Source organism: Vreelandella mediterranea, assembly GCF_970647075.1.
Window position 1 is genome coordinate 1,531,282 of record NZ_OZ310198.1, and the last position, 15,993, is coordinate 1,547,274.

The 15,993-nt window shown below is 61.1% G+C and carries 17 protein-coding genes; 5 read left to right on the top strand and 12 right to left on the bottom strand.

Translation table 11 applies throughout. The annotated features are described in order from the left end of the window. Positions 1-10: 10 nt before the first annotated feature. Genes ACWFVE_RS07215 through queC form a run of 4 tightly spaced genes read right to left on the bottom strand, consistent with a single transcriptional unit; the run spans position 11 to position 2,491 of the window. On the bottom strand, positions 11-298 hold the full coding sequence (locus ACWFVE_RS07215) for a YkgJ family cysteine cluster protein (RefSeq protein ID WP_447528603.1): 288 nt from the start codon (positions 296-298) through the stop codon (positions 11-13). Between the two features lie 3 nt (positions 299-301). After that, positions 302-1,135: a 6-carboxytetrahydropterin synthase gene (locus tag ACWFVE_RS07220; protein WP_447528604.1), complete on the bottom strand. Its 834-nt coding sequence runs from the start codon at positions 1,133-1,135 to the stop codon at positions 302-304. Beyond that, positions 1,135-1,779, bottom strand: coding sequence for a 7-carboxy-7-deazaguanine synthase (gene queE / locus ACWFVE_RS07225; protein WP_447528605.1), 645 nt, complete (start codon positions 1,777-1,779; stop codon positions 1,135-1,137). Before queE ends, ACWFVE_RS07220 begins: the two co-directional genes overlap by 1 nt. Beyond that, positions 1,766-2,491, bottom strand: a complete 726-nt coding sequence (gene queC / locus ACWFVE_RS07230; protein ID WP_447528606.1) for a 7-cyano-7-deazaguanine synthase QueC — start codon at positions 2,489-2,491, stop codon at positions 1,766-1,768. Before queC ends, queE begins: the two co-directional genes overlap by 14 nt. A gap of 218 nt (positions 2,492-2,709) precedes the next feature. Here queC and ACWFVE_RS07235 point away from each other — a divergent pair, with 218 nt between their 5' ends. Then, entirely contained in the window at positions 2,710-3,126 is a 417-nt protein-coding gene (locus tag ACWFVE_RS07235) for an SRPBCC family protein (protein WP_447528607.1), read from the top strand. Further along, positions 3,119-3,787, top strand: a complete 669-nt coding sequence (locus ACWFVE_RS07240; protein WP_447528608.1) for a TVP38/TMEM64 family protein — start codon at positions 3,119-3,121, stop codon at positions 3,785-3,787. The genes ACWFVE_RS07235 and ACWFVE_RS07240 overlap by 8 nt, the downstream gene beginning before the upstream one ends. A 6-nt stretch (positions 3,788-3,793) precedes the next feature. On the opposite strand, the gene ACWFVE_RS07245 is transcribed toward ACWFVE_RS07240, so the two are convergent. The 8 genes from ACWFVE_RS07245 to ACWFVE_RS07280 form a co-directional block, all read right to left on the bottom strand. Continuing rightward, complete coding sequence (locus tag ACWFVE_RS07245) at positions 3,794-4,033, bottom strand: DUF2789 domain-containing protein (RefSeq protein ID WP_447528609.1); 240 nt, start codon at positions 4,031-4,033, stop codon at positions 3,794-3,796. 190 nt (positions 4,034-4,223) lie between these two features. After that, entirely contained in the window at positions 4,224-5,294 is a 1,071-nt protein-coding gene (locus ACWFVE_RS07250) for an asparaginase (RefSeq protein ID WP_447528610.1), read from the bottom strand. A gap of 9 nt (positions 5,295-5,303) precedes the next feature. Further along, a complete protein-coding gene (locus ACWFVE_RS07255) occupies positions 5,304-6,518 on the bottom strand; it encodes an MFS transporter (RefSeq protein ID WP_447528611.1) in 1,215 nt (404 codons plus the stop codon). A gap of 5 nt (positions 6,519-6,523) precedes the next feature. Continuing rightward, complete coding sequence (locus ACWFVE_RS07260) at positions 6,524-7,027, bottom strand: hypothetical protein (RefSeq protein WP_447528612.1); 504 nt, start codon at positions 7,025-7,027, stop codon at positions 6,524-6,526. A 67-nt stretch (positions 7,028-7,094) separates the two neighbouring features. Further along, positions 7,095-8,345, bottom strand: a complete 1,251-nt coding sequence (locus ACWFVE_RS07265; protein WP_447528613.1) for a DEAD/DEAH box helicase — start codon at positions 8,343-8,345, stop codon at positions 7,095-7,097. Positions 8,346-8,570: 225 nt separating this feature from the next. Continuing rightward, positions 8,571-9,158 (bottom strand): PqiC family protein, encoded by a 588-nt coding sequence (locus ACWFVE_RS07270; RefSeq protein WP_447528614.1) that lies wholly within the window; start codon positions 9,156-9,158, stop codon positions 8,571-8,573. A 12-nt stretch (positions 9,159-9,170) separates the two neighbouring features. Continuing rightward, the gene (pqiB, locus tag ACWFVE_RS07275; RefSeq protein WP_447528615.1) at positions 9,171-10,856 is read right to left on the bottom strand and encodes an intermembrane transport protein PqiB; all 1,686 of its coding nucleotides are present in this window, start codon (positions 10,854-10,856) and stop codon (positions 9,171-9,173) included. Next, positions 10,849-12,228, bottom strand: coding sequence for a PqiA/YebS family transporter subunit (locus ACWFVE_RS07280; protein WP_447528616.1), 1,380 nt, complete (start codon positions 12,226-12,228; stop codon positions 10,849-10,851). The genes pqiB and ACWFVE_RS07280 overlap by 8 nt, the downstream gene beginning before the upstream one ends. 168 nt (positions 12,229-12,396) lie before the next feature. On the opposite strand from ACWFVE_RS07280, the gene ACWFVE_RS07285 reads away from it, so the two are divergent. From ACWFVE_RS07285 to cydB, 3 genes are all read left to right on the top strand, one after another. Then, on the top strand, positions 12,397-13,371 hold the full coding sequence (locus ACWFVE_RS07285) for a calcium/sodium antiporter (protein WP_447528617.1): 975 nt from the start codon (positions 12,397-12,399) through the stop codon (positions 13,369-13,371). A 199-nt stretch (positions 13,372-13,570) separates the two neighbouring features. Beyond that, a complete protein-coding gene (locus ACWFVE_RS07290; protein ID WP_447528618.1) occupies positions 13,571-14,986 on the top strand; it encodes a cytochrome ubiquinol oxidase subunit I in 1,416 nt (471 codons plus the stop codon). Positions 14,987-14,988: 2 nt separating this feature from the next. Beyond that, complete coding sequence (gene cydB, locus ACWFVE_RS07295) at positions 14,989-15,990, top strand: cytochrome d ubiquinol oxidase subunit II (RefSeq protein ID WP_447528619.1); 1,002 nt, start codon at positions 14,989-14,991, stop codon at positions 15,988-15,990. Positions 15,991-15,993: the final 3 nt, after the last annotated feature.

A 15,993-nucleotide genomic window follows, 5' to 3' on the forward strand; every position in this document is an offset into this window, starting at 1 on the left:
CGGCCTGGCCTCAGGTGCTCGCCTCGAGCCATGAAAGCGTGGCGAGCGCTTCGTCGCGGTGGCTGCCACATACGTCGCTGTCGAAGACGAACCGCGCGCAAACGTTGGGCCTGCGGGGGTCCTGGAACAGTTTGCACAGGTTGTCGTCATCCAACTGCACGCAGCGCTCGCCCGCGGGTTTACCCTTGGGCATGCCGGGGATGGGCGAGCTAATGGAAGGCGCGATACAGCACGCCCCGCACCCGGCACGGCAGCCGCCGTTGGCCTTGTCGGCCTGCTTGGCAATCAGTGACGCCATCGCTCAAACGTCCTCGGCGGCCGTGGCGCCCTTGTTGAATCCTTCGAAGGCGTGAACCCGGGTGGGCACGCCGGTCTCCCGGGCGATCTCGGCGGCGAGCCAGCGGGCGATGTTCTCGACCGTGGTGGGGTAGGGCAGTACCGCACAACGGCTCATCGGCAAGGTGATGCTGAACGCGCCTTCATCGGCCACGTAACGGCATTCGAGGGTTTTATCATCCTGCCAGGCGATATCGGCGCGCTCGAGCAGGTAGCGCTGGTCGAGCCACGCCGCCCACTGTCGCTCGAGTTCATGCTGGCGTTCGCCGTGCTGAAATATCGCAAGTCTTGAACGGTGGCCGTGAGCGATGCGCTGGCAGTTGCCGTCGTGGCGCTTGAGGCCGTGGCTATAGCCGTAGGCCGCCCCATCGATCACTTCATTGGTCAGCGTGAGGGCAACCCGGGCGACGTTTTCCGGGCAGCTTTGGGTAAGCGCCTGGCTTAGCGATTCGGTCAGCGCGTCAAGGGCTACTTCCTCGGTCTCGATCAACGTAAACGCGCTTGCCGGGCCGCGCACCTCAAACGGGTAGGGCGTGGTGGCGCGAACACAAAGGCCTTCCTCGCAGCGGCTAACGCTAACCCCCGGCGCTTTGGTCGGCACCAGCAGGGTGTGGTCGACGCCTGAGTCCAGCGTCTTTTTGATGAAGGGTTTGACCTTACCGAAATCGAACAGCATGCCGTCTTCGCCAAGCTCACCGTCCAACACCGCATCCACCTGCCAGCTGCAGCCGGTCAGGCCTTTTTCGGGGCACCATACCGATACATCGATATGGCTTAATTGATCGACAAAGAGCGCCATTATTCGAACCCTGCGATTTTGTGAGTCTGAAGCGAAAGCCGCCACTGGGGGTTCGCCATGCAGTAGGCGGTGGTGGCTTGAATCCGCGCCTGGTTGTCAAGCGAGCCCCCCTGGTCCATCGGCTGTAAGAAAAAGTGCGTAAAGCCGAGTGACTCGAAGCGCTCCGGCGCCGCCTCCGGCTGGGGGTACACAAGCTTTAGCTCGTCGCCGGTCAGGGCTTTCAGGGCGTTGCCCGCTTTGGGGCTGACGCACAGCCAGTCGATGCCCTCGGGCACGCTGACGGTGCCGTTGGTCTCCACGCCGATTTCGAAGCCGTTCGCTTTCACCGCCTCGATCAATGCCGGGTCGAGCTGCAAAAGCGGCTCGCCGCCGGTAAAGACCACGTAGGGCACGGCGTTTTTTCCAGCCTCGGGCCACCGCCTGGCGATATGCGCAGCAAGCGCCTCGGCGTCATCGAAGCGCCCACCGCCGTTGCCATCGGTGCCGATAAAATCGGTATCGCAGAAGGTGCAGCGCGCGCTTGCCCGGTCCACTTCCCGCCCGGACCACAAGTTGCAGCCGGTAAAACGGCAAAAGACACTGGCGCGGCCGGCCTGAGCGCCTTCGCCCTGCAGGGTGTAGAACGCCTCTTTAACGTGATACATCGCTTTCTCCCACCGTGGTGTCACCGCTTGCGCTTTCATAGCGAAGCGGGTCGGTCACCCCGTTGGCTTCAAACGCTGCCAAACGCTCGCGGCAGCTGCCGCACTTGCCACAGGCAAGCTCACGGCCTTCGTAACACGTCCAGCTGTCGCGATAGTCGAGCTTCATGGCCAGGCCTTCGCGCAGAATCTCGGCCTTGCTGACGCTTAGGTAAGGCGCGTTCACCTCGATCGGCTCGAAATTGGCGATAGCGGCGACGTGGCGCATGGCGTCGACGAATTCCGGGCGGCAGTCGGGATAGAGCACGTGATCGCCGCCGTGGGCGCCGTAATCCACGCGCGCCGCGCCGATGTTCACCGCCTTGGCAATGGCAAGCGAAAGAAGAATCATATTGCGGTTGGGCACTACGGTGGCTTGCAGATTCTCCTCGGCGTAGTCGGCGTCGGGCATGGTTTGGCTTGAATCCGTCAACGCGGAGTTATCGATCAGCCCATGGATGGCGCGTATATCCACCACCTGGTGGGGAACGCCGAGCTTTTCGCACACTCGGCGGGCGGTGTCGAGCTCGCGGCGGTGGCGCTGGCCGTAATCAAAGGACAGCGCATGCACCTTTAGCCCCTCTTTAAGAGCGCGGTGCAGTACGGTAAAGGAGTCCATGCCGCCGGAGTAGATCACGACGGTGGCGGGGGAGTGTGTACAGGAATCGACAGACATGCTAATACTCGCTGGCCGGAGAATTTATTGAGTGCCTTGAAGGCTAGAGTCCGGGGTCCGGTCCGGAACGCTGCGCAGTTTACGCATTGGCCTGCCACTTGGCTAGCCGCGGGTCTGATTAACGGGTCTGGTGAAAAGGCAGTCGCGTAAAAAGCGGGCCTGTGGGTCCGCGTAATTGGGCATGTTAAGCTCATTGTTCAAGCTTTAGAGATGCACCCATGGCAACCATAGAACATAGTGAGATTGTCCACGCCGCACCCGAGCGGGTGTTTGAGCTGCTTAAACGCGTGGAAGATTTTGCCGACTACTCCGATATGATCCACTCGATCGATACCCTGGGCGACAACCGCTACCGCTGGCACGTTCGCGCGGTGGGCATGGATTGGGCTTTCGACGTGGAGGTGACCGAAATCGACGCGCCTCGAACGCTTGCCTGGGAGTCCCTGGACGGGGTGAAAAACCAGGGCCGCTACCAGCTCGAAGCGGTGGACGAGGGCACGCGCGTCTCGCTCACGCTCACCTACGATATCCGCAACCGCCTGATGGAGAAAGCCGTCAATCGGGCGGCCAGGCCCATGGTGGGGAAGGTCAGCCGGCAGATTCTCGAGCGCGTCGAAGCGCGACTCAATGGCTAGACGCTGGCACCTTTCCTGGCGTTGGGTGACGCTTTTTGCGCTGCTCATGATGGTGGGTTACGTGTGGCTCTGGTACTCGCCGGATTTAGCCGAATTCAAGCGCTGGGCCGCCGGGATGTCCCATCACCCGGCGGTCATTGTCAGCGTCGTTGCGGCCATGGCGGTCACCCTCGCCATTGGCCTTCCCGGCAGTATCGGCCTTTGGCTGATCGCGCCGTTTTATACGCCGTGGATGGCCACCCCCATGCTGACACTGGGGAGCGTGATAGGGGCGCTGGGCGCCTACCAGCTGGCCGCGCGGTTTCATGAGCGCATCAAACCCGGCGGGCTCACCGAAAAAGTGATGCATACCCTCGAGCAGCGAAGCGACATGCTCACCCAGTGCGCGCTTCGTATACTGCCAGGCTTTCCACACTCGGTGATCAATTACGCCGCGGGCCTCAACCGGCTGCCGCTGGGCCCTTATCTTTTGGCGGCAACGCTTGGGCTTTCGGTCAAATGGGGCGTTTACAGCAGCGCCATATACGGCGCCCTCGAAGCGATCGAGGAGGAGAACGCGTTGCAGTTCGATGTACTGCTGCCGCTCGTAGCGCTGGCGCTTTTGCTCTTGATCGGGGCGTGGTACAGGCGCCGCGTGGAAGCGGCGCGCAGGCAGGGGTAAGGCGAATCAGGCGGGCTGGTGCATGGCGGCGTCGAGATGGCCCACTACTTCCGCCCAGTCAGCGTCGTCTGCAATCGCCTCGCGCAAAAACGCCGCCTGACCTTCGTTCCAGCAGGGCGCTTCGGCAATCGGCATGGTGTCGGGCAGCGGGCCGTTTTGTTCGATAAACGTTTCGATCGAGGCGCTATCCGAGTCGAGTCCGAGCTGCTCGAAAAGATCGCTGAATTCGTGTACGGGCTGTTCCATGATGTTGCTCTCCTTGGGTGGTCGTCGATTGGCCGCTTTTATCGAAGCCGGCGGCAGCGGCTTGTAACTGAATCTAGCAAACCTTGTTCATCAAGCCACGTTCATGAACGTTTTTTCATCAACATGGCCCGAATACCCGGCGATGCCATAGTACCTGGCGATGCCATAGTGCTTGGCGATGCCATAGTGCTTAGCGCTCGCCCACCAGTGGGGTCAAAAAGCGTTGGCGGCGGTCCTCTTCCGGCAGTGGCTGGGCTAGCAGGTGCACCAGCTTGGTCAGTGCTGCTTCCGGCGTCATGTCCGCCCCGCTGAGTACGCCGGCCTCGCTTAAACCCGACCCCGCCGCGTAGGTGCCAAAGCGCACGCTGCCCTGGGGGCACACGCTGGTGGCAGCGATTAGCTTGCCCTCGCCGCAGGCCTTTGCCAGCACCTCCAAAAGCGCCGGTTCGCCGGGCAAGTTGCCGGCTCCCCAAAGTTGCAAAAGAGCGCCCTTGACGCGCGTATCGCCCAAAAGTGCTTCCAACTGCCAGGCGCTAATACCCGGCCACAGTGCCAGGCGGATCACTTCCCCCTGGGCCTGGCCTGCATAGCCTGGCAGTTCGAAGCGGGGCGCGCCGCGCTGGGTCGCACCGAGACCGCGCCCCGGGTAGACGATGAAATCGCTGTCCACGCGCTCGCCCAGAAGCGGGTAGCACGGGCTCACAAAGGCACCCGGCGCCTCGCTGTGCTGCTTGACGGCGCGCACCCCCCGCAAAAGCTTACCAGCGAAGTAGATCGCGACCTCTTTGAGCGTATCGCTTGCCCCAAAGCGCAGCGCGCCGTAAAGGTTGTCCAACGCGTCGCTGCCTGGCGCTTCGAGGGGCTGCATGGCACCGGTAAGCACCACCGGCCGGTCAAGTCCCTGTAGCTGGTAGGCAAGGCTTGCCGCGCTGAAGCTTAGCGTATCGGTGCCGTGCAGCACCACGAATCCTTTGTAAGTGCCGAAGCGCTCGCTGATCAGCGTCGCCAGCTGCTGCCAAGTGAGCGGGGTGGCCGCGCTCGAGTCGATCAAAGTGGCCAGGCTTAGCACGTCGAAGGGCGGCAGCGCGCTCTGCTTTGAAACCGGAAGGGTCTCGAAGGCGCGGTGCATACGCTGCTCGAAGGCCCCGCCCGGGGCGAGACCTTCGGCGCCGCGCTCCATGCCGATGGTGCCGCCGGTATAAATGACCAGCAGCCGCTCGCCGAGCTCGGCGCTGTTACGCAGTTGCGGGGCCGCATTCATAAAAACTCCTTACGCTCGCCGGTCGCGTTGCTTTATAACGCAAAGCGTACCGGTCTGGTCGTCCAGCTGTTGGTTACGCCCCGCCAAAAAAGCGAACACGTAGCAAAGGCCGATCAGGGCCAAAAGCAGCCAGGCGATATGGTCGATACGCGCGCCCACCTGGAGCAACAGACCGACACCGAAAGGCCCAAGCGCTGCGATCGTATAGCCGCCGCCCTGAACGAGCCCGGAGAGCTTACCGGCAAGGCCGGCGTTGGCGGTTCGCAGCACCAGAAGACTCAGCGCCAGGCTGAAACAGCCGCCCTGACCCACGCCCAATAACGCAGCACCTGGCCACTGCCAGCTAAGCGGGGCGACCATTAGCATGAAAAGCCCCAGTGCGGTAAACGTGAGCATGGCAAAAAGCGCTGGCCGCTGGTCGCGGCCCAGGCGAGCAAGCCAGGGAGCGCTTAGCGCCGAGCCCAGCTGGCAGATGATCGAGACCGCCATGGTCAACCCGGCCTCGCTTTCGCTATAGCCACGATAGACCAAAAGCGTAGGCAGCCAGCCAAACACGATGTAGGCCATGGAAGACTGAATGCCCATGTAAAGCATTACCTGCCAGGTCAGGGGCTGGCGCAAAAGCGCCTTGAGGGATGTTTCCGAAACACTCGGAGTCACCCGCGCAGTCGGCCTGGGGGCAAGCGTTGACCACAGTAAAAGCGTGATGAGCGCTACACCGCCCCAGCTCACCAGGCTTAACTGCCAGCTTCCCAGCAGGTTGGCCAGCGGCACGGAAAGCCCCGCCCCGAGCGCCCCGCCAAAGCAAAGGGCCATGGTGTAGAGCCCGGTCAAAAGGTCAGCACTTTGAGGGAGTTCGCGCTTGACCAGTCCAGGCAGTAGGGTGCCTGCCAGACCAATGGCGGCCCCCGCCATCGCCGTGCCGATGAACAGGGCGCCGGGCAGCGGCCAGGGGCGGATCAAAAGGGCGGTGGTGAGCAGTAAAAGGGCGGCGCTGAGCGCGCGCTCGCTGCCGATTCGCCGCGCAATGAGCGGAGCAAGCGGGGCCGCCAAGCCCAGAAAGAGCACTGGCAGCGTGGTCAAAATACCCGCCGCTGCCGGCGTCAAGCCGGCGCTTTCCTGAAGGCGAGTCAAAAGCGGCGCCACCGATGAAAGCGCGGGGCGTAAGTTCAGCCCCACGACAAACATCAGCAGTATGAAGCTTAGCGTGCGGCGGTTAGCCATGACGGCTACTTGAGGTGTGCACGTAGATCGCCGCGGGCGGTGTCCATTAGGGTGATGAAGTGGTAATCACCCGGTGCTTCGAGGCAGTCGACGCGGGCGTCGGTACGCATGCCCCGGTTCATGTCGAGCCTTTCGAAAATCTCGAGGGTGACCTTGCGCGCCGGCTTGTCGCCCGGGGTGATGATCCCGTCTTCGAGGGTGAAGGACTCCAGCAGCGTGGCGCGAACGCGGGTGCTGTTCTCTTCGCTGAGCACGCGGCGAATAAACAGCCAGCCTTCGCACACCAGCGCCGATTCTTCGTCGCTTTCGCGCAGAAACAGCGTGCGGTAGCAAGCGCCTTCGGTGGACGCCTTGTCCGCCATACTGCGATAGGCCTCTACGACCTGTTTGGAGGTTACCTTTGCATCTTCAAGGCGCTGAACCACGCCTTGATGCTCCCGGCTCAGCTGCTCCTGGCGTTGAAAAACCAGCCACTGCCGATAGTCATTGATAAGTTGAGACGACGCCATAATCACTCCCTGAACGTGTGGGCCTGGGCCAAAAAATCATAACCTTCGCACATTGCGCTTTTCGGCGCTAGCGGCGCCCGCCCCGACGCGAGGTGTTACCCGAGTTGCCGCCTTGCTCCTGGCGCCGGCCGGTGGGCTTGCGCTGACCGCGGCGGCCGTTTTCGATCGGCTGGGGCTTGGCGTTGGGGTCGGGTTCGAAGCCGGGCTCGATCTTTTTAGGCAGCGTCTGCTTGATCAGTCGCTCGATGCCGGTCAAAAGTGCATGCTCGTCGACGCATACCAACGATACCGCTTCGCCGTTGCTGCCCGCCCGGCCGGTACGGCCAATGCGGTGAACGTAGTCTTCGGAAACGTTAGGCAAATCGAAGTTGACCACGAAGGGCAGCTCGTCGATATCAAGCCCCCGGGCGGCGATGTCGGTGGCGACCAGTACCTGAAGATCGCCGCTTTTGAACGCGCCCAGCGCTCGGGTGCGCGCGCCCTGGCTTTTGTTGCCGTGGATCGCCATGGCCGGAATGTCTTGCTTGGAAAGCTGTTCGGCCAGGCGGTTGGCGCCGTGTTTGGTGCGCGTGAAGACCAGTACCTGAAACCAGCTGTGCTGGGTGATCAAATGCGCCAGTAGCTCGCGCTTTTTATCGCGATCCACCTGGTAGATGGTCTGAATGATCTTTTCCGCGGTAGTGTTGCGCGGCGCGACTTCGACCAGCGCCGGGTTATCCAGTAACTGGTTGGCCAGCGTCTGGATCTCATTGGAGAAGGTGGCCGAGAAGAGCAGGTTCTGTCGCTTGTTCGGCAACAGCTTCAGGATGCGCTTGATATCGTGAATGAAGCCCATGTCGAGCATGCGGTCGGCTTCGTCGAGCACCAGAATCTCGACCTGGGACAGGTCCACGTGGCCCTGCTGCTGTAAGTCCATCAGCCTGCCGGGCGTGGCGATCAGCACGTCGAGGCCTTCTCTTAGCGCTTGTACCTGGGGATTCTGGCCGACACCGCCGAAAATGATGTGCGATTTCAGCGACAGATACTTGCCGTAATCGGAGACGCTCTCGCCGACCTGGGCGGCCAGCTCGCGGGTGGGGGTGAGCACCAGCGCACGTACCTGGCGCTTACCCGGGCGCTTGCCGGTGTTCAGCCGCTGCAGCATGGGCAGGGTGAAGCCTGCTGTCTTGCCCGTTCCCGTCTGGGCGCTTGCCAGCAGATCGCGCCCGGCCAGCACCAGGGGAATGGCTTTTAGCTGGATGGGGGTCGGCTGGGTATAGCCCTGGGTGCTAATGGCGCGTAGTAAGTCGTCCTGCAGACCAAGTTCCGTAAAGCTCATGCGTTCTCCGCCATTGCACGGCAAGAGCGCGTGTGCGCTGTTACCAGGCTAGGGTTCTAAATTGGTTAAAAACACGCGGGTAAGCCCCGCGCGGCAGCGAAGTTTGCCAGATAGCGCGCTTGGCTGCGAGGGGCTTTTGAGAATGTCGCGATTTAGCGGGGGGCTCGAAACCCTGTGCGCCGGTCGAAAATCCCGGCGCGCCAAGGGTGTTGGCCGTTGGGAGAGTTAGAAGTAGCCGCCGGTGCGAAGCTCTTGAGCGATGCCGATGGCGGCCTCGTCGAGGCTTTGGCCAAGGGCGCGTACCAGTGCCGGGTAGCCGTCCTGCATGAGCTCGGTCTCGGCGGAGAAACTCTCCATGGCTAAAAGCTGATTGCCCGCACCGCGCAGTTGCCATTGGCCGCTGACCACCGCGTTGCCATCAAAACGTCCCTGGAACTGGTCCACCTCCAGCGACAGCGTGACGCCGGTGGCCTGGCCGCCCTCGGCGCGCACCACCTGCACCAGCGGAAGTTCCTGGGAGAGGCGCCCGCGCAGCGCTCGCTCGATCTGGCGGCCCAATTCTTCCGCCCATTGGTGTTCGCGAGCCGCGTTCAAGGTGATGTCATCGAGCTGCATGACGATGCCGTCGACATCGAGATAGTGGGCCAGTCGCGGCGTGCGTACCTGCAGCGTGTGCTCGGTGGGCGTGGCGGGGCTCGTGACCTGGGCGGTCGGCAGCATGTAGCGTGCTGGCGGCGACACGCTCGAGGCGCAGCCGCTCAACAGCAACCCAAGACCCAGCAGCGCGACCATTTTTAGTGTTCCATAACGCATGGCGTCATCCTATTATCGAGGGGCCCGTGGAATCGGGTCCTGCGTGTCCAGGTTGTCGAAAAGCAGCGCCCGGGGATTTTCGTTGAGCGTGCGCGTCAGCGGCTGTAAATCCCGCATCAGGCGGTTGAGCTGTTCGATGGCCGAATTGAGATCCTGATAGGCCGGTGAAGAGGGCGATAGACCTTCAAGGGTCGCGCGAAGCTCTTCGAGGGTGGCGTTCACGTTGCCGCCGAGTGCCTGGGTGTCCGGATCGCTCAGGATGGCGTTGAGCGAGGCGCTGACCTCGCGGACCTCATTGAGCACGCTTTCCGACGCCTGCAGGTTGCGATCGAGCCCGGCCAGCAGCGGCTCGACCTCGAGTGCGTTGAGTTTGTCCAATAGACTGGTGACCTGGCCCTGGATTTGTGCAAAGCCGCCCGCCACGGTGGGAAAGACCTTGCGTTCGGAGAACATCTCCAGGGCGTAATCACCGGCCAGGTCGCGCTGGAAGTTAAGATCGACGAAGAGCGCACCGGTCAAGAGGTTGCCGTTTTTGAGCGAGGCGCGCAGCCCCAGGTCGAACATGCGGTTAAAACGCGTTTCCCACTCCTCCAGGTCGATATCGTCGCTTTCGATTCCCAAACGCTGTGGCTCGATGCGAATCAGCACCGGGATGGCAAACTGCGAGCGCGCGTTGGGCTGGGGGGCGGTAAAGTTCCAGGGCACCGCGGCTACGCTTCCCATGCGCACGCCGCGAAACTCGACCGGCGCGCCGCGGGAGAGCCCGCGCACGGTGTCGTCAACCAGCAGTACGTACTCAAGATAGCGGTTGAACGTGCCTTCGCGGGCGTCGTCTTCATCGCTGTAAAGCGTAAAGCGGGCGTTATTGCTCACCGGCTTGCCCATGGGGACGTCTTCGGGAACGCCAAAGGTGACGCCGCCGCCCAGAAGCGCCTCGATCGACTCGACGTTGACCCGCACGCCGTTGGAGTCGAGGCGAAAATCGATCCCGCTGGCGGTCCAAAAGCGCGTGCTTTCGGTCACCAGTTGGGCGTAGGGCTCTTCGATGAAGACCTGGTGCTGCATGGTGCGTGACTCCGGGTCGAAGTTGTTGTCTTCGACCCGGCCAACGGTATAGCCCTGATACGACACCGGGTCGCCGACGCGCAGCGAATTGCCCAGCTGGCTGACCAGGCTGATCTGAAGTCCCGCTTGACCGGCCACGGCCACCGGCGGCACATCGCTTAGCTCGAACTCCCGGTGGGGCTCATCGGAGCGGCCGGGTTGAAGCTGGATGTAGGCGCCGGACAGTACCGTGCCCAGCCCGCTGATACCTTCGCGGCCGATACGCGGTTTGACCACCCAAAAGCGGCTATCCTCGCGCAGCATGGCCTCGGCTTCGGGCTGAATGCGCGCGGTCATGACCGCGTGGGAGAGATCGTCCGAAAGCCGTACGCTCTGAACCAGGCCAATTTCCACGTTGCGGCTACGGATCAGGGTATTGCCGGCTTCGATCCCTTCGGCGTTGTTGGCGGTCAGCGTAATCAGCGTCCCCCGGCTGGTATAGTTGTCGTACACCAGCCAAAGCCCGATCACCAGCGCCACGATAGGCACGATCCATATCGGCGACAGACGCGTTTGGCGCGACGCCCTGGCCCGGTTCGGGTCATTCTCCTCCGGCGCTGGCGCTTCGTCGTTCGGGGGTAAATCGTCAGCCATCCACTGATTCCTTGGTCGCAATGTTTAACCGGGTCACGCGCTTGAAACGTGCAGCGCGTGGGGGAGAGGTGTCCCATAAAAGGCGCGGGTCGAAGGTCATCGCCGCCAACATGGTCAGGACCACTACCGCGCCAAAGGCAAGTGCTGCCGGGCCCGGTGTGATCGACATCAATGAGCCGGCGCGAATTAGCGCCACCAAAATGGCAACGACGAAGACGTCGACCATCGACCAGCGTCCGATGAACTCCGTCAGCCGATAAAGCCGGGTGCGGCTCTGGGCGTGGAATTCGCTACTGCGCCGAACGACCAGGCATAGCCAGGCCAGCGCGAAAAGCTTGCCTACCGGTACGATGACACTGGCAATGAAAATAACGGCTGCCACCGGCCAGGACCCCATCTGAATGAGCTGCACCACACCGCCTATAATCGTCGAAGGCGAGCTGCTGCCCAGGCTCGTGGTGGTCATAATAGGGTAAAGGTTGGCTGGAATATACATGACGGTGGCGGCGAACAGCAGCGCCCAGGTGCGCTGCAGGCTGTGCGGTACGCGCTTGTGCAGCTTTTCATGGCAGCGCAGGCAACGTGCCTTGCCCTTTGCCGGCATACGGTTGACCAGCCCACAGGTGGGGCAGCCGGTCACGCCCTGAGCGGCGGCAGTGGTGCCGGTCTGGGTGCCCTCCGGTGCCAGCGGCTCGCCTTCGAGTGAAAACCACATCCAGTCGGCGTCCAGCGACTGGCTGGTTTTTAGCAGTAAAAGGGCGAAGATGCAGAACGCCCAGAAAGAGATCCCCAACTGGATTTGAGCAAGCCCGGCGACCTTGATCAGACTCACCAAGGCGCCAATGATGAAAACGTCTGCCATCATCCAGGGCACGAAGTGGGCAAGCGAGCGGGCAATATCGCGACTAAAGGGCATGTGGCGCCCGCGCAACAGGCCGTATTGTAGCCAAATCACGCCGAACAAATAGAGCGCGGGGAGTACCACGATGGTCATGATCACCGCGATGGCAACGACCGGCTGGTGAAATGCGATCAGCGTGGTGGCCGTTTGGGAAAGCTCGATGCGGTTGCTCACGCCGCTGACGTTGAAGCTGACAAAGGGGAACGATACCGCGATGATCAACGCGATCAATGACGCCACGGCCAGTGCCATGCTGCGCTGGGCGGGGTAGCGGTGACGCTTGACTAAAACATGGGAGCAGCGTGGGCAGGTGGCTTTTTCGCCGGAGCCCAGCGGCGGTAAAGCGCTCACCCAGTCGCACTCATGGCAGGCGCGCAGGCGCCGCCGTCTTGGCGTTTCCGGCGGCTGGGTGTCGACCAGCGGCGGAGAAAGCGGGAGATAGGGGCGTGCCTTGAACCGGGAGTAGCGCAATTCAATAGTCTCAATGTTGCCTGGTGATCGATTAATACGTTGGGCGGGCAGGGCTGTCAAACGCTTGCGGGCGTATTTGAATCAACGGCGTGCTTGACCCGGCCACTGCCTTGGACAACGATGCAGGCGCGTTCGCCTTTTCTAGCCTACCCATTTTAAGGAACTGCCATGTTGCTTGCCTGTTTAGCGGTCGTGATCGGATTGGTGCTGCTTATATGGAGCGCCGAAAAATTCATCGATGGCGCCGCCGCGACTTCCCGCTGGCTGGGGCTCTCTCCGCTCTTGATCGGTATGCTGGTGATCGGCTTTGGGACGTCGGCTCCGGAGATGATGGTCTCGGTGTTGGCGGCATTGCAGGGTAACCCGGGCCTGGCGGTGGGTAACGCTTACGGCTCGAACATTGCCAATATGGGGCTGGTGCTGGGTTTCGTTGCGTTAATGGCGCCGTTGGCGGTGCATTCGAGCGTCATTCGTAAAGAGATGCCGCTGCTGGTGGGGGTCATGCTGTTGACCGGCTATATGTTGTTCGACGGCTGGGTGACGCGTATCGAGGCGGTCATTTTGCTGGTGGCGTTGACGCTATTTATCGGGATAAGTATCTGGCGCTCGCGCGCCAAACACGAGGACCCCCTCGAGACGGAAGTGGCCGAGACGCTGGATCAAAAGCCCATGTCCAAAGGCAAGTCGATCGCCTGGACGCTGATCGGGCTGGTACTGTTGATTGCCAGCTCGCGCATGTTGGTATGGGGCGCGGTCGAAATAGCGGGCGCGTTCGGCGTGAGCGATTTGATCATTGGCTTGACGGTGGTGGCAGTGGGTACTTCGTTACCCGAGCTTGCCTCGAGCATCAGTGCATTACGGCGCAACGAGCACGATATGGTGCTGGGCAACGTGGTGGGCTCTAATCTGTTCAACAGCCTGGCGGTGGTGGGGCTTGCTGGTGTGATCGCCCCGATCGAGGCCGGTCGCGAGGTGCTGGTGCGCGATTGGAGCGTAATGAGCTGCATGACGCTCTTAATGGTACTTTTCGCGTTCTCCTGGCGCGGCAGACCCCGGCGTATCAATCGTTTAGAGGGCGGCGTGCTACTCGCCTCCTTTTTGGGCTACACCGGATATATGGTCAGTATCGTGGTAATGAGCTGACCAATATCAGCGTAAATTGATGTGTGTCATTGTGACACGCAATAACGCATAGAGAACGGTGCCAGGTGGGCGTTAAGCCAGTAAGATAGGCCCATGAGTAAAGATTAGCCAGGTCTTGATAAAAACAAACGCCCCCGGGCACGATCAGGCTTTTATTACCCATGGGCGTCATACTATTCCCCGGTTTCAGGAGAGTGTCATGGAACTCGACCCCTTAATGCTGTCGCGACTACAGTTCGCGTTCATTGTGTGTTTTCACACTATCTTCCCCGTCTTCACGATAGGGTTAGCGTCCTACATTGCACTACTGCACGGCCTGTTCTTCAAAACTGAGAATCCCGCCTGGGACCGCTTGGCACTTTTCTGGACGAAAGTGTTCGCGGTGGTGTTTGCCATGGGCGTGGTGTCGGGCATCGTCATGTCCTTCCAGTTCGGTACCAACTGGAGCAACTTCTCGTTTGCCGCGTCCAACTTCATTGGACCGATGCTAAGCTACGAAGTGGTTACTGCCTTCTTTCTCGAAGCAGCCTTTTTGGGCGTTTTGCTTTTTGGACGCGGCAAGGTGCCGGAAGGCGTCCATCTGTTCTCGGCGGCCATGGTGGCGTTGGGCACCTTCATCTCTGCGTTCTGGATCCTTTCTGCCAATAGCTGGATGCAAACACCAGCCGGGGTCGAGTTGATCGACAACCGCTTCTACGTCACGTCCTGGACCGAAGCGATTTTCAATCCCTCTTTCCCGTACCGCTTCTTCCATATGGCCATGGCGTCCTTCATTACGGGTGGTTTCGTGGTAGCGGGCATCAGTGCCTGGTTTTTGCTACGCGGCCGCGACGTGCCGGCCAATCGTCGGGCGCTCTCCATGTGCCTTTGGATGCTGCTCTTCCTGACCCCTGCTCAGGCAGTGATTGGCGATTACCACGGTCTCAATACGCTTGAGTACCAGCCCACTAAAGTGGCCGCCATGGAAGGACACTGGGAAACCACCTCTAACGTGCCGCTTTTATTGTTCGCCCTGCCGGATCAGGACGCTCAAGAGAACCGCTTCGCGCTGGGGATCCCTAATCTAGCGAGCATCATCCTGACCCACTCCATCGATGGTGAGATTCCGGGTATCAGCGAAGTGCCGCCGGAAGAGCAGCCGCCGGTGGCGCTGGTGTTCTGGTCGTTTCGTGTGATGGTGGCAATCGGCCTTTTGATGATCGCTGTAGCGTTTGCGGGATTGCTGCTACGCCGTGGTGGCCGTGTATATGAAAACAAAGCGTTTCTTAAAACGCTGGTGAGTATGATTTCACTGCCGTTCATTGCCGTGTTGGCCGGGTGGATCGTTACCGAATCCGGCCGGGCACCGTGGCTGGTCTACGGCATGATGACCCAAGCCCAGGGCTTGACGCCGTCGCTGACTGGCTGGATGGCCCTCGCTACGCTGATTGGCTACGTGCTGGTGTACGCGGTGGTGTTTTACGCCGGCCTTTACTACCTCACTCGCGTGGTGCGTAACGGTATGCTGCCCAACGCGGCTCAGGCCGAGGTCGACCCCGACGCCAACCGTCCCAAGCGTCCGCTTTCCGCCGCACACACTCCGTTTGACGACGACGTCGAGCCGGTAAGGAGCTAGTCATGGAAATGTTCGATTTATCTATCATCTGGGCCGGCATTATTGGTTTCGGCGTGATCATGTACGTACTGATGGATGGTTTCGATCTCGGGGTGGGTATTCTCTTTCCCTTCGCCCCGGATGAAGATTCCCGTGACGTGATGATGAATTCGGTCGCCCCGGTATGGGACGGCAACGAAACCTGGCTCGTGCTGGGTGGGGCCGGGCTTCTCGGCGCCTTCCCGCTGGTCTACTCGGTCTTTTTGCCCGCGCTCTATATTGGCGTATTCCTGCTGTTGGCCGGGCTGATCTTTCGCGGTATCGCCTTTGAGTTTCGCTTCAAATCGCGGCGTAATCGCAGTTGGTGGAATTGGTCGTTCGCCGGCGGGTCGATGCTCGCCTCGTTTGCCCAGGGGGCCGTCGTGGGTGCCTACATTCAGGGCTTCCCGGTAGAAGACTTCGTCTATGTCGGTGGTGCGTTCGACTGGTTGACGCCGTTCTCCGTGCTGACCGGGCTTGGCCTGATGGCCGGCTACGCGCTGCTGGGGTCGACCTGGATGATTATGAAAACCGAAGGCTATATCCAGGCATGGGCGTATAAAATCACCCCGATGCTGCTCGTTGCTGTGCTGGCCGTGTTCGCGATCATCAGCGTCTGGACCCCGTTTATCGATAACATGGTGTGGGAGCGCTGGTTCGGCTCCTTACGCTTTATCTGGATCTTCCCGGTGCTGGCACTGCTGTGTGCGTTCGCCGTCTTCAGAAGCGTTCAGAACAAGAGCGAAGGGGTGCCGTTCGTCGCCACCGTCGGTATCTACATCTTTACCTATCTGGGCCTGATCTTTAGCAAGTGGCCGATCATCGTGCCGCCCAACTATACGCTTTGGGACGCCGCCTCGGCGCCGGAATCTCAGCTGTTCCTGCTCATCGGTGTGCTCTTCGTGATCCCCGTCGTGCTGGCCTATACCGCTTGGACCTACTGGGTGTTCCGCGGCAAGGTACGCGTTGGTGAGGGGTACCACTAAGCC